Here is a 13,969-nt window from a genome sequence, read left to right on the forward strand (position 1 = left end):
CCAATAGGCGATCAGGATGCCCCGTTGGACGAAGCCTTGCCGCCCGCTACCTCTTTGGGGTGGTGCGCGCCTAATCCTTTCGGCGACTTTCCGTCAGAGCTCCGTCGAGAGCAGGAATCCATCCTGGGCTGCGAGACTCTCCTTTACTTTCGTCTAGCCGGTTGCGAACCGTGGCGAATGATGCGCCGGGAATTTGCTGGCTAAGGTTGCCGCAGCTGAACAAACCGAATCGGCGATGGGCCGGGTCCCACCAGTCGGCGATCACCGCTCGCCGTGCGGTCTTGGCGCACACCTGGCCTTCAGTGACTGCGCGCAGGTCGTGCACGGCGTTCATTGGCATTACTCCATAAGCTCTTAAGGCATGAGTTCCAGAATCCAGTCCGGGTATCCCCGGCTGTTGAGCTCTGGCGGCTTGAAAGCTGTGCGCTCCGCTTTGAAAGGGGAACCTTCAACGTCCGTTAATTCCCCGCTTGCGGGATCGCGCCAGCGGGCGTGGACGGAAGTCGCCGAAAGCTGCGCGAGGTCGACGGTGACGCCTTCGTTGCTGGGCATGTAGACGACGGCGTAGGAGCCGTCCTTGGCCATCGCGGCGACCGCCCTTCCCATCTCCTTGCCTATGCCATCGACAAGCAATCTGTTCTTGCTGTCGGGTTCGAGCAGCCACCATTTTATCGACGAGATGAAGGCGATAAGCACCTCCATGCTCTTTGCGCCAGGACTGTCGAGGGCCTCCTTCCACTCCATAGTCTGCCGAAAGAGACCAGGCCCCCCGAAATGCCATATCGGGTTGTTGCCATAGAGATGCCCGAAAGCGCCCGAGAGGATCGCCTGGTAAGCCTGGATGCGGATCCGGTACTCGTCGGCATCGTATTCGAATTCGTAGGCAGTCTCGATCAGGAAGAAAGGCATACCCCTGCCGAGATCGTACTCCCTGATCGCTGCCTTATAGACCGGGCCATACGTGAAGACGTTGTTCACCTTCAGCCAGGTTTCGTGACCCCAGAAATCGAGCGGCGCCGAATCGGAGGGGCCGTGGACAGTGGTGAGAGCATCGGGATCCTCGTCCAAGATGCCTTTGGCGAGAGCCCTGACCAGATCTTTGTCCGCAGGATTGTAGTCCCCGCCGTTGACCCACATGATGTTATCGAAGTGTCGGTAGCGGCGTCCAACAAAATGGCCATAGGCGGCAAGCCTCCCTGCCCCTGCAGCCGCCATTTCCTGATACCAACCGTCAATACCACCGCCATATCCGAGATATGCCGGAGCGAGCAGCACCAGGAAACCAAGCTCGCATGCCCTCTGCAGGATGCGATCGGCATGGGCGAAATATGCCTCGTTCGGAACGACGAAATCTTCGTTGTCGGCGAATGGTCTCACTCCATACGCGTTTGCGGGCGCGTTGCGGGAAAACCGGTGCTCGAGGAGGTTGACCAGCACGGTGTTGAACCCACGAGCCTTGCGGTCCTCAAGGTAGAGGTAAGCATCCTCGTCCGTCAGGTCGCCGATCAGCGACCAGGGCGAGTCGCCGTGCATGAAGAACGGATGGCCTTCCCTGTCGACCGGATAATTTTTCCCGGATTCGATCCGCAGCGGGAACTTTGTCCCACCGCTGCGCTCACAGGCCAAGCTTCCGGTCGCCATAGCCGCCAAAAGGGCACCGGCCATCAGAACAGACGCGAGGCGCACTGCTTTGACGCTCCTCTCGTTCACCCGGGTGTCGGCACCGTGGATACTTCACGGGTGGCAGCGTGCTTGGACTTGAACTCGCTAGAATCGATGATGCCGAAGGCCACGTCTTCGCGTGTCAAGGTCCCCGCGCGCAGCTGTCGGGCATAGGTTTCAATCCCGTAGTCGTCTGCGGGACGGTCCAGCAGCAGCAGGAAGAGGAAACTGATATAGGCGCGATCGGTCAGGCCGATCGTAACATAGCTGGACTGGAATTCGTCCCCGCGCATCAGTTCCACGACCATTCCAGCGATCGTCCTGTCACCGCTTTCAAGAGCTGTCGACCACTGATTCACGCTGTCGGAGTCCCCCTCATGCCCCAGTACGAGGCAATAGGCGAAGCTCGCCTGCCGCACATATACGGACTTATTTGCGGCCGTGGTTTCGGGGTCGCACTTCCGATGCGGCTTGGGCAGCGGCTGCGGGCCACGGGTGAAGTCACGTACCGTTCTATAAGCAGGCTTCGGCTCGCCGACCCTCCATTTACCATCGGATGCGGCGGTGAGCCGCACCAGCCCCATATTGGCTTCGAAGCTGGGTGCCCAGTAGGTCTCATCGAACAGTTCGTAGATTTGCGCGGCCTCGACCTTGTACTTCTCACTGAGTCCGCGAAGCCGCACCATTGTCTGCTTGATGCCGTCGGCCTGCAGCCGCTCGCTGCGCTGACTTCCATAGGGATTGTTGAATTCGGTGACCCAGATCGGCTTGCCGTAGCCTGAGATTTCGCGGAAAGCCCATTCCGGGTCATCGCCGTACATGTGCCAGACCGAGATGTCCCAGACGATCCCGTCCTGCTTCATCCGCGCGAACGCACCGGTGTGACCCCATCCGGCTGTGCCGATCGCTTTCCTGATGCCGGGATCGACCTCTGTCATACCTTCGGACAGGCCCTTGAGGACGGCGCTCACCTTTACCCAGCGTGGGCCGTAGTAATCGAGCGCTCCCGTTCCCGCCGCGGGTCCCCATGCACACGGATATTTCGAACCGTCGTCGCGCTTCTCGCACGGCTTTATGATGGCGTAGTTCTCCATCTCGTTGCCGAGTTCCCAAACGCGGATGTCGTTCTTGAACCTGGTGCCGAGGGCGATCGCCAGTTTCCGGGTCTTCCCATAGAGCTCGTCCGGGCTGTCCTTGTCCAGATCGATGGCCGGCGTAAGAACCGGCAGAATCTCGATCCCTCTCGCCTTTCCGGCACCGACAAGGTCGGCAAGCATATCTGCGTTGTCCTCGCCCGTGACGTTGATCCTGTATGACTTCAGGCCGAGATCCTTGATGAAATCGAGCTGCCTTTCAATCGGGATGCCCGGATAGGCAGTTATTGGATGGCCGTTGACGCCCCAGAGGAGATCGGCGGACGCAGGCAGGGCTGTCGCCAGCAGGCAGGCCGCGGCGACCGCGAAACGAAACGACATGGCAAGGGCCTCCCAGTGGGGCTTCAGATTCAGGCTGGATAGTCGAGACTACGGCCGCTGGAAGCAATTTGCCCATACGGGTGAACGGAGTGCTGGCGCTACCCCTTTCGGAGGGCGCTACCTAACCATTGGGAATCACGGGGAATCACGCCTTTAATCGGCGTCTACCCTGACAGGCGCGCACCATTGTGTAGTCGAGGGGAAGAAAGCCGGACCAACCCATTCGGTCCGCTCCTCGGTTCTGCAAGTTCATGACGGCTGTGCACCGGATCAGCTCGATTGGGTTCTAGCTAGCCTCTAGCGGCCGCCGCGCCGGCTGGCGTCTTGTGACCTTCCGGACCAAGTCGAGGGCTGGCCTTTCCACAAATACGTGCGTCAGAACTCCGACAATAAGGCACAAGAATATAATTGCCGGGGCGAATACAACTTGTGACATTCCTCCCACAAATGTCGACTTGATTACCCAGCCATATGCTATCATGACGAAGACGTGTGTTAAGTAGAGGGCATAAGATGCATCGCCGAGTAGGACAGCTACGCGCCCGGCTTTCGATTGCGGTCGCTTTGCCTCGAGAAATGCGGCCGCTATCAAAGTTGCCGGAAGACCCCATACGATCACCCGCGAAGCGTCAGACAAAGTATCGGGATGGGGTACGAAAATCGGGGACACAATTATTATAAGAAACCCGAGCACGCCGAGAGCTGACGGGACTCTCCATTTCCTGCTGGCAGAAAACAACAGTGCCAAAACGACACCGAAACAAAACTCCAGCACGAGGGGACTAGAGACGAAATCAGCGAGTGTCGAATTCTGAATTTCTCTTCCGAAAAAAATTCCACTGATCATCAGCAATATCACCGAGACCGACGTTATAAACATCTTACCAAAATTGAGGCATATTGAAAAAGCAATGTAGAAATATATCTCAAACGAAAGTGTCCACGCGACATAAATCAATTTGTCTCCAGGAAGTATCAATATCGAGTTCAATATAGTATGCAAGTCTATATGCTTGCTTTTCAGGAAGCCGATTGCACAGATTGCGGCAATGGCTGCACTGCAAATCCAATACAAAGGGAATATGCGCGTTGCCCGTTTGACAATGAAACGCATCGGCGAGTCCGGGGGCTGACCAGGCGGAAAGCTCACATAGACCATGATAAACCCGCTGATTACAAAGAACAGATCTACTCCTGCGGCACCAGATGTTGTCATCCAGTCAGGACTGAACCGGCCAGCTTCCGATCCATTCGACATGTCGAGTGTGTGGCGAACTATGACAGCAAAGGCCGCGATAGCGCGAAGCATTTGAAGCCCATATAGATCGCGATTTTGCCGGTTCATCCCATTGCCGCCGTATGAGAAGAAGGTGACACACCGTAATTGCGTCCCGTAGTAGTACAAGGCATCCATCTGGTGGAGGGGACCGGTCCAAAGGGCCTGAACTGGTCAGAAAGTCCGATGACTCGAGCTGCCATCTCCCTGCTACCGCTTTAGTCGGTGCTCATTCCCTCGCCTATTGGACGTCATGACCTTCTACCCGCTTTGTCGGACTATCCGTCCGGGATGCAAGGCGGCCGGGCCGCCCCGATCGGGAAGGACACGCATGCTTTCGGTAAAACGCGCACTCCTGATGAGCGTGGGCGAACGCTACGTCCTGCTCGTGACGAATTTTGCCACCGCAGCCTTGGTCTCCCGGATATTGACGCCCAAAGAGATCGGGGTGTCGGTGATCGGCATGGCCATCATGGCGATAGCCCTGTCCCTAAGGGAGTTCTCAAGTGCGAGCTTCCTCATCCAGCGCCGGGAACTCAGCCGCGAGGATATCCGCGGCGCCTTCACGGTGACGTTCATCCTCACCGGGATCGTCGCCGCCGCTCTCGTCGTCGCTTCCCCTTTCCTGGCCTCGTTCTACAGCGAGCCGAACCTCGTTCCCTACTTCAGGGTTGTCTCGGCCTGCCTCTTCCTCGACGCCTTGTTCACCCTGATCAACGCTCTCCTGCGGAGGGAAATGTCCTTCGGCAAAGTAGCCGCCATCGACATAACGGGAGCGGTGACAAACTCTGCAGCAACGATGGCGCTGGCATTGGCGGGCTTCAGCTACATGAGCTTTGCCTGGGCATGGCTGATCGGCAGCGGGCTTGCCGCAGGCCTCGCCCTCGCCCTATGCCCCAATTTCTGGATGTTCAAGCCGTCCCTGGCCAACTGGCGCGGAATGATCTCATTCGGTGGATACAACGGCGTTATGGCCATACTTTTCCGCATCTTTGACGCCCTGCCCCTACTCCTGCTGGGCCGCTTCATATCGCCGAATGCTGCAGCCCTCTTCAGCAGGACGCTCTGGATTGGCCAGATACCCGACAAGCTGGTTATCGGAGGCGCCATGGCGGTCGTGCTGCCCGCCTTCTCGGCCGAGGTCAGGCAAGGCAGGGATTTGAAACGTCCCTATCTATCCGCCCTTTCCCTCATCACCGCGCTCCACTGGCCCGCCCTCCTCGTACTGTCGGTTCTGGCATACCCAATCGTGGACATCGTGCTCGGTCACCAGTGGACCGAGGCTGCGCCGCTCGTGCAAATCGTTGCGGTCGCCCTCCTTTTCTCCTTCAGTTTCGAACTCAATTACCCCGTAATGGTCGCGTTGGGAGCAATCCGCGACTTGTTCATCCGGGCACTGATCGTCTTCCCGCTATCCGGCATTCTCCTCTCCGTAGCCGTCGTCTTCGGCGGATTGCACGCGGCCGCCTGGTGCATGCTGGTGACTGTTCCCTTCCAGGCATATATTGCCTTGAGCTTCGTCCGGCGTAGGCTAGGACTGAGACGCAGGGACATCGCTGCGGCGCTATGGAAAAGTGCAGTCGTTGCCTTCGCGAGCGCGGTCCCTCCCCTCGCAGCAATCGGGATTTCCGGTTCCGGCTTCGGCCTCTCCAACATGGAAGCCACTGGAGCGGGATTGTTGGCGTTCGGGGGATGGTCGGCCGGATTGATAATCACCCGGCATCCCCTGCTTGACGAGATCATCAAGATTTTGCCGGCACTCCGGCGGGCATGGGCTTCGGCAGGTTGATCTTGGCCCGTCATCTGCGAGCCCGCGCCGCCACGAATCTTCGGCCTGGCTGGAGACCTCCGAAAAGGTAACCGGCGACATTGCGGAGGCATCGAGCGTTTGCCTCTCGTTTGTTTCGCAGATTTCCATGGAGAAGCAGCCCTGGTAACCGCCTGAATGCAGGCAGCGACCGAGGGCCTCAAACTGCAGGCAACTGGCCAATCAGCCGCGAAATTTTGCTCCGGACTGCTTTCCTGCGCAACGCATTGGCCCAGTAAGGCAGCCCTAGATACGCAGGAGGAATTTCCAAACCGAGTTCCCCGCAGTCACGCGATACGCGGCTGAGCACGGACCGCTCCTTCCTGTCTATCCGGTACGCCTTTACCGGAAGGAATTTCTCCGGCCCGGTGTAGTGGCGGATCAACGCCCGATCCCAAAGGGCTGTCTGGAACGCGGATTTCTGCACGTTGAACTCCAGAGGAAGCGTCTCCCATGCCCCATTGGCGGCGATGTTGAAGACACATTGGTCGAGATGGGTGCACGGCCCGTCACGATAGGGACAAAAGTCCGCATGTGTCTTGATGACGGAATCGTACCTTTCGGGAATTCCCGAGTCGATCCATCTGGAGACATTGATGGCCAGCAGGCCGGCGTTGAAGTAGCGCCGCGCGAGGCCATGTTTGTCGCAGTTTTCGAAGAATGCAGGATCGTCGAAACCTGTGGATATGGAGAGATCGGGGACGGCGGCGAGAGGTTGTGTTTTCGGGGCGAAAGCGGCCAGATCAAGAGACCGCATGGCAAGCGTATCATTGTCGATGTAACAGACGAAATCATGTTCGCCCGAAACCGCAGCGATCGCTTCGGCTTTTTCACATGTCGTCGAAGTTATGTGGCCATGACCGGAAAAACCCCGGTCGACCGTCGAAAGGGTGTGGGTCGCCAGCCGATGACCTTTCGCCTGGAGGACCCTCAGCACCATCGGCGGGGGAGCAGAACGGAATCCGGATTGAACGATATGGATGTCTATTTCCCGCGCATGGCTCAATCCCAACGCCACGACGCTGGTATACGTCAGGTCGTCGCGCCTGCCGTCGGTCAGGTAAACGACACCGATCCGCTTTTCAGTCATCGATTATCCTCTCTGCGGATGAAAGAAGGCATCCTGTCCGAGACGACGCCTGTGCGCCGGCAACCACATGCTGGTTGTGTCGTCATCAATGCCGGCTCCATGCTTCCGCCAGGCGCGAGCGGATGTGGCTTAGCGGATTGGGGAGATGGACCAGGTAGTCGACCGGCGGGATGTAGGCCAGGCTGGGCGAGAGCTCAGCGGCAAACCTGAGTAGATCAAAGCCAGCTGCCCTCTGACCGCGCGCGATGTGTGACAAGCCAGACCAGTATGCACGCTTTCCAAGGTTTCGATACACATTCCGCCGCAGCTTTTCTACCCCAGGTACGCCGGCTGCTTCGTGCGAAAAAAAACTATCGAAGGTGAGCTTCTTCTCGATCATGTCGCGCCTGAAGTCCTGCCAGAATATCGCAGATAGATTCGCGCCGTGTACCCGCCTTATCCCATGGATCGCCTCTGTTATCGCCACTCTGCGATCCAGCGAGAGACGCAAATACATTTCCAAATCCTCAAGATAGGATACCTCCGACCTGAAATGGCCGACCCGTTTGAGCTCTGAGGTTCTGATCAGCGCTGCGCCGCTCCCAAATAGAACCTCGCTTGGAAGCGACCGCTCCAAAACGAACGATTCCATGGACAGAAATCGCCAAGCATTGAGGGCCGAATTCTCCAATGCCGGAAAGGGACGGTCCTCATGCCAAACCAACTCGGCTCCACACGCAAAGGAAACATCGGGTTCTCGTTCAAGAACCGAAAGGGCTCGGCGAAAACAGCCCTCGACAAGCAAATCGTCGGCGCAAAGTATCAAGAAATACTTAGATCTGGCCCAGTCCACACCTTCATTACACGATGCGTGCAAACCGAGATTTTTTTCACGTGCGACAACTGTTATGCGCTTGTCCCGTCTTGCCAATTCTGTTGCAACATCGACACTGTCATCGGTTGAAGCGTTGTCTACGATCAAAATCCTGATATCATCCACCTGCTGCCGCACGATACTCTGGACGCACTGAGGCAAGTAACGCCCGTAGCAGTAGTTTGGAATAACGACGTCAATCAGTGGCATTGATCAATCCTTGCAACAATTGTTGGACGCTGTGACACGACTATCCATCAGTTTACTCGAGATTGCGATCCGATCTTCGGTGTCGATTTCGCGAATCCTTGCGCCGTTCATGTCGGTCTCCCCAGCTTCACGTTGACTCGGACGAGACGCCGCCTGAGCGAAAACCTGTGTTCGAAGAAGGGCTTCTTGGTCCAAGAGTTGTTGCCTGTACCGCAAAACGGTTTCGCGCACTTGCTGCGCTCGCACCTCCCGCTCTGCAAGGAGCGCGTCCAGCCGCGACTCAAGCCATTCGACGCTGAAAGTTTCGACGCTGGTGCAAAAGGCCGATAGACCCGTGTCGGCCGCTAGCACGTCGTGCTTTTCGAGGTATCCGAGAGATATGACAGGGAGCCCCACCCGGAGGGCGCAAACAACATTGTGAAATCGGGTGGCGACGACGACGTCAGTCGTCTGCATTTGCGCCATGACGTCGTGGAGCGATGCAGACCGACGAAAAACGACCCGGGCCAATTCAGCGTCGGAAAGCCGGCCGCGGAGCCGTTCGATGACATCCACCACCGCAACCTCGTCATTGTCCTGGCCCAGGATCAGCCGAACGGCAAAGCCTCGCATCACAGTCCGTGCGACAAACTCCGCGAGCTTGGAAATGTAAGTGTCATAAATTGTTTCACTTCGACCTGTGCGGCCGCGGTAGTTCATGACGCCCACGCCAACGACAGTGGCCTCCGAAATCTCGCGCTTGACGGTTGGGATTGGAAGGCCAAAAGCAAGGTCGGGGAAAGTCCGATCGTTTGCAACATTGACTCCCAGGGATCGGATGAAGTCTCGTGAAATTCCGTCACGAAACGAACGGTATGACGCACATCGGGCAGCCCAGGCAAAGAACACACGACTGAGAGGGTGGTAAGCAGGCCCGGCGCCGATGCTCGCAAATGCGACGACACAGCCACGTAACCTGGCCATCAGCAGCCACTTAAGAAAAAGGTAGGGCATTCCAAATGGTGTGTCGCCAAAATCATCGAACGCACCGGTTCCGGGTAGCACAACAGCATGAAAGCCGCGGAGTTTGAGGAAGGCCCGGATCGGTCCCAACATCTTGTATGGGACTCGACCGAGCATGCGGTTCGCTCGTTTTAACCAACGCGACGTGATCTCCGGCCGCGTCAATTTGATGGTCTCCACGCCGAACGCTTTCGCGACGGATTCGGGCGATGTGCAAATCACGGCCAGTTCGGCTTCGGGGCAAATCCGCCGAAGCGTAGCGATCATTGCCTCAAGCGAGCCGTCATTGCCGAAGTTGCCGACACCGAACTGCCCTATCAGGGCGATCCGCAGTCGCCTTGTGCTTCGCGCTGCATGCGCAAGGTCGCGGCCTTTGGTCCGTCGTTGCTCTTGGACATGACGTTCAAGCGCGGTTTCAACTTGTGCATTTTGAGACTGCATAAACGAACCGTTCACTCTCAATTTCGGTGAGTAAAAATCCACATTCATTCTCGGACGACGGTGCCAACACCTCCCTCGTTGCATGAATGCTAGTCACCCTAATATAGAATCTCGTCCGCGTTTCCTCGCTTCAACTTATGGGCAGAACAACACACCCTTTTGGCTGAACCAGTGCTTTTGGGAGGCCTCTTATTTCAGGTTAGTCGAAGCTTCCGGCGACTGCTTTGAATAGCTCGGCAGGGTCGGTCCTTCAGAGGCTTCGTGCCGCAGACTGGCTGCCGGTCAATTGCCGAACTCTCCGAAATCGGCGTCGACCTGAATCATGAGTTCGAGGTATTTCCACGCGATCCAGCGCCAGGAATAACTGCTCGCCCTCGCGTGCCCCTTGGTGACCAACCGCTCCCGCAAGTCAGGAGCAAGCGCCAGCAGGCGGATGGCTTCGGCCCACGACTGGACGTCGTCGGGATCGGCATAAAGGGCCGAATCCCCACAGATTTCGGGAAGACACGGCGACGTCGAGGCCACGACCGGGCAGCCCGAAGCCATCGCCTCGACAGCGGGCAGCCCGAAGCCCTCGATCCGTGACGGGAACAGGAAGCACAGGGCACCTTCGAGCGCCTTCTTGAAGTCGTCATCGCCTATTCGGCCAGGGAGGACGATGTTTCCGGGCATTTCCGGGACGTACCTCAGGACCGTGGTCTCGTCGACATCGCCTGGCATCCAGAGGTCGAGACCCATCGCGTCGAGGAGTGGGGCCAGCCTGGCGAGAAGCCCCATGTTCTTGTATTCCTGGTCCCGCCTTCCAAGGCAAAGGACATACGGCCTGCCCCGGTCGACGGCCAGAGACGATCTCGCTGAATCCCATCTCTTCGCATGGTCGCTGCCGTTGTAGGTGACGACGATGTTTTCCTCTGGCGCGATCCCGAACTCGACCAGATGGCTGCGCGAGAGTTGCGAGACCGTGGTGATGCGGGCGGCCCGCCTGCCAAGTGCCGGCAGGATCAGACGGTGCGCCCACCGGAACCCCCGCGCGTAGCTCGACGGCATGAGCCTAGTGTGCATGTCGTGGATGCACGCGATCTGGCGCCTCAGCACGACCGGAGCGAGATTGCAGAAGCTCAGCAATCCTCCGGGCACATGCCAGGGCAACTGCGCCTGCACCCAGAATTGGGGAAGTCGCGGCCTGTTGAACTCGGGAACGACCCGGACGGAGATGGCATTGAGGCCGAAAGGTTCGGAAAGCGGGCGCGGCACCACGAGATCGATCTCCAGGTCGCGACCGAGGGGATGCCCTTCCGAAATGAGGGCGTCGAGAGCCAAGGTGACCTCGCGGGCGTAACGGGCTACTCCGGTCGGCCGAAGCGTCGTGAAGTCTCCGTTTATTGTCCAGCGTCGCCTCGGCGCTTCCCGGTCCACGCACACCCGAGCGGAATGCCCGATCAGGAATTCGGCGCCGTCGGCAGCAGATCTGGCCAGGAGTGTGTCGGCTCGGTGTCCATTCACCTGTCTGGCCGGTCTTGGTGGTGGCGACTCTGTCGTGTCGAACTCGAGTTTGCCCATGTCCACCCTTCCCCGGTCCTTTCGGCACCCTGGGCCAGACTAGCATTCCCGGGAGCACTCAGGCCCTCAAACATTTGAGGTAGGCACGCTGTCCAACCTCGCCTATCCGGATGATTCGCGCTTATCCGGATGACCCGATGGCCATGGTGACCTGGCCTCTTCGCGGCTCCACACTAAAGGTTTCAAGGGGGACGGCATGGCGCGACGTTGGACGATCAATGGCCGTTTTCTTTCCCAGCCGACAACAGGCGTCCAGCGTTATGCACGCGAGGTCGTGCGTTCTCTCGACGCCTTGATCGCCGAACAGGAGCCTCTCGCCCGCGGCCTCGAGCTCAGACTGCACTGTCCGTCCGGGTCCGGGGACATCCCCCTGGCTTTCATCGAACGTCGCGAGATCGGCCGCACGAGCGGGCATGTCTGGGAGCAGGCACAGCTCCCCTCATCCCTCGATGGCAGCGGACTGCTCAGCCTCTGCAACACCGGGCCGCTGCTTTCCCGCAAGCATATCGTCTGCGTCCATGATGCAAACGTCTGGAATGCCCCGCAGAGCTATTCCCTTGCCTTTAAGCTTCTTTACAGGACCCTGTTGCCCGGCCTCGGCAAGACGGCGTGCGGTATCTCGACCGTTTCCAACTACTCGTTGAATGAACTGGTTCGCCGCGGCGTCATCCCGGCAGAGCGGGCTTTCGTAGCGCCGAACGGCCATGAGCATGCTTTGACGTGGAAGCCTGAACACTCGGCACAGACACGGCTGGCGGCCTCGCGGGAAACCGTTGTTCTGATCGGCAGTGCCGCACCCCACAAGAATGTGGATCTCCTCCTGAACATGGCTGATCGTCTTGGCGAAGCCGGACTCAGAATCGCGATCGTCGGCATGTCGGATTCGCGCGTCTTTAGGTCAGGATCAGCCAGGACCGAAGCTCAAAACATCCACTGGCTCGGCCGCATTTCCGATGGCGAATTGGCGGCCCTGCTCAGGGACTCGCTATGCCTGGCTTTCCCCTCGCTCACAGAAGGCTTCGGTCTTCCAGCCCTCGAGGCGATGGCCGTCGGCTGCCCTGTGGTGGTTTCCGACCGCGCCAGCCTGCCTGAAGTCTGCGGAAGCGCAGCCCTGTTTGCACCTCCCGACGACCAGGACGCATGGTTCGACAGTTTCGTGCAGCTTCGCGGTTCTCAGGCCTTGCGACTGCAGATGATAGGCAAGGGACGGGGGAGAGCCTCGGCATACAGCTGGAGGGCGACTGCCTTGCGTTATCTCGAGGCGATGGCGGCCGCAGACGGCGTCGATACGGAAACGAAGGTCGTCAGGGCGCGCGAATTCACATGATCTCGTGAAGTGCCTGGACGGCCCCGAGTGATTCCAGGATCGCGCGGTCGAAGTTCTCTTCTGAAAAACGTCCAGCATTCTTGGCGCAAGCGCGGGGCGCGATGGCGTAGCTGTTCTCTTCGAACCGTTCGACTGCCTCCTTGAGGTGATCGACGGTCTGAGCCTTGAACAATACCCCTGTCGGCTCGGGGGATGATCCCAGGCGCTGTACGATGTCGACGGCCCCGCCGCGGCCGAAGGCGACCAGAGGCGTGCCGCAGGCCTGCGCCTCGGCCAGCGCTATGCCAAAATCCTCGCAGCCCGCAAAGACCATCGCCTTCGCTCGCGCCAGGGTGTCCACATAGTCTTTCCGGGGCAGGTAACCCGAGAAGGTGACGTTCGGGCCAGCAAGCGCCCGCAAGCTGGCTGACTGCTGCCCTTCGCCAACGATGACCAGTCGCCGCGACGGCATCTCGTTGAAGGCCTGGATGACAAGGTCGGTGCGCTTGTAGGGGGCGAGGAAGGACGCCGAAACGTAGTAGTCGTCCTTGTCCTCCACACAGGGCAGTTCTGCCAGTGGGACCGGTGGGAAAACGACGCGCGCCTCGCGTCCGTAAATATGCTGGATCCGGGAGCGGACATAATTCGAATTCGCCAGCATCAGGTCCGGACCGTGCGCGGTTCTCGTATCCCATGTCCTCAGGCGATGGAGCATGTACCGATAGAGCATTCCCTTGGGGCCGAAGCCAAGCCGTCCTTGCTGAAGATAGGAAAACTGCTCGTCCCAGGCGTAGCGGACGGGGCTGTGCACATAGCAGAGATGCGGCTGGTCCGGCCTGGTGATCACGCCACGCGAAAATGCGGCCGAAGACGAGATCACCGCATCGTAGCCTGTCACATCGAACTGTTCGATCAGGAAGGGGCAAAAGAAGAAGAGGGATCGATAGAATTTCTGGACCATCGGGATCCGGTTGGCCGCGGACGTATGGAATTCCACGTCGTGGAAATATTGCTCCTTCACCTCGAGCGGCAGGAAATCGAAAAGCGTGAAGACTTCAGCATTGGGGAACTGCTTGCAGATTTGCGCCAGAACCCTTTCCCCTCCCCGGAAATTCGGGCACCAGTCATGAACGATCGCTATCTTCGCGTACCTGTCGACGCCAAGCGCCGTCGCCGCTGGCAACTCCTCGATGGGTACATCGACCTTGGCCGCGATGGCCAAATCGGAAGAGCGTTCGTGGAGCATGGATCCCCCTAGCCTCATCAGGCCGGCAGTCTCCATTCCAT

Annotated in this window: 11 protein-coding genes; 2 read left to right on the forward strand and 9 right to left on the reverse strand. The window is 58.7% G+C overall.

Going from position 1 to position 13,969, the window contains the following annotated elements; all coding sequences use genetic code 11:
* Nucleotides 1-70: 70 nt before the first annotated feature.
* The 4 genes from AC1RZR_RS30435 to AC1RZR_RS30450 all read right to left on the reverse strand — a co-directional run bounded on the left by AC1RZR_RS30435 (nucleotide 71) and on the right by AC1RZR_RS30450 (nucleotide 4,542).
* Nucleotides 71-334: a hypothetical protein gene (locus AC1RZR_RS30435; protein WP_481826933.1), complete on the reverse strand. Its 264-nt coding sequence runs from the start codon at nucleotides 332-334 to the stop codon at nucleotides 71-73.
* Between the two features lie 20 nt (nucleotides 335-354).
* The gene (locus AC1RZR_RS30440) at nucleotides 355-1,686 is read right to left on the reverse strand and encodes a glycoside hydrolase family 140 protein (protein ID WP_481826934.1); all 1,332 of its coding nucleotides are present in this window, start codon (nucleotides 1,684-1,686) and stop codon (nucleotides 355-357) included.
* A 20-nt stretch (nucleotides 1,687-1,706) separates the two neighbouring features.
* Complete coding sequence (locus AC1RZR_RS30445) at nucleotides 1,707-3,137, reverse strand: DUF4214 domain-containing protein (protein ID WP_481826935.1); 1,431 nt, start codon at nucleotides 3,135-3,137, stop codon at nucleotides 1,707-1,709.
* 286 nt (nucleotides 3,138-3,423) lie between these two features.
* Nucleotides 3,424-4,542, reverse strand: a complete 1,119-nt coding sequence (locus AC1RZR_RS30450) for an acyltransferase family protein (protein WP_481826936.1) — start codon at nucleotides 4,540-4,542, stop codon at nucleotides 3,424-3,426.
* Between the two features lie 202 nt (nucleotides 4,543-4,744).
* Here AC1RZR_RS30450 and AC1RZR_RS30455 point away from each other — a divergent pair, with 202 nt between their 5' ends.
* Complete coding sequence (locus AC1RZR_RS30455) at nucleotides 4,745-6,202, forward strand: oligosaccharide flippase family protein (protein ID WP_481826937.1); 1,458 nt, start codon at nucleotides 4,745-4,747, stop codon at nucleotides 6,200-6,202.
* Nucleotides 6,203-6,380: 178 nt separating this feature from the next.
* On the opposite strand, the gene AC1RZR_RS30460 is transcribed toward AC1RZR_RS30455, so the two are convergent.
* The 4 genes from AC1RZR_RS30460 to AC1RZR_RS30475 all read right to left on the reverse strand — a co-directional run bounded on the left by AC1RZR_RS30460 (nucleotide 6,381) and on the right by AC1RZR_RS30475 (nucleotide 11,136).
* The gene (locus tag AC1RZR_RS30460) at nucleotides 6,381-7,310 is read right to left on the reverse strand and encodes a glycosyltransferase family 8 protein (protein WP_477273175.1); all 930 of its coding nucleotides are present in this window, start codon (nucleotides 7,308-7,310) and stop codon (nucleotides 6,381-6,383) included.
* Nucleotides 7,311-7,395: 85 nt separating this feature from the next.
* Nucleotides 7,396-8,373 (reverse strand): glycosyltransferase family 2 protein, encoded by a 978-nt coding sequence (locus AC1RZR_RS30465; protein WP_477273173.1) that lies wholly within the window; start codon nucleotides 8,371-8,373, stop codon nucleotides 7,396-7,398.
* Nucleotides 8,374-8,376: 3 nt separating this feature from the next.
* Entirely contained in the window at nucleotides 8,377-9,831 is a 1,455-nt protein-coding gene (locus AC1RZR_RS30470) for a polysaccharide pyruvyl transferase family protein (protein WP_481826938.1), read from the reverse strand.
* A 267-nt stretch (nucleotides 9,832-10,098) separates the two neighbouring features.
* Nucleotides 10,099-11,136 (reverse strand): glycosyltransferase family 4 protein, encoded by a 1,038-nt coding sequence (locus AC1RZR_RS30475; protein ID WP_481826939.1) that lies wholly within the window; start codon nucleotides 11,134-11,136, stop codon nucleotides 10,099-10,101.
* A gap of 532 nt (nucleotides 11,137-11,668) precedes the next feature.
* Here AC1RZR_RS30475 and AC1RZR_RS30480 point away from each other — a divergent pair.
* Complete coding sequence (locus AC1RZR_RS30480; RefSeq protein ID WP_481826940.1) at nucleotides 11,669-12,703, forward strand: glycosyltransferase family 4 protein; 1,035 nt, start codon at nucleotides 11,669-11,671, stop codon at nucleotides 12,701-12,703.
* Here AC1RZR_RS30480 and AC1RZR_RS30485 read toward each other — a convergent pair.
* Entirely contained in the window at nucleotides 12,696-13,928 is a 1,233-nt protein-coding gene (locus AC1RZR_RS30485; RefSeq protein ID WP_477273165.1) for a glycosyltransferase, read from the reverse strand. The genes AC1RZR_RS30480 and AC1RZR_RS30485 overlap by 8 nt on opposite strands.
* Nucleotides 13,929-13,969: the final 41 nt, after the last annotated feature.

The organism is Mesorhizobium bavaricum (assembly GCF_056781655.1).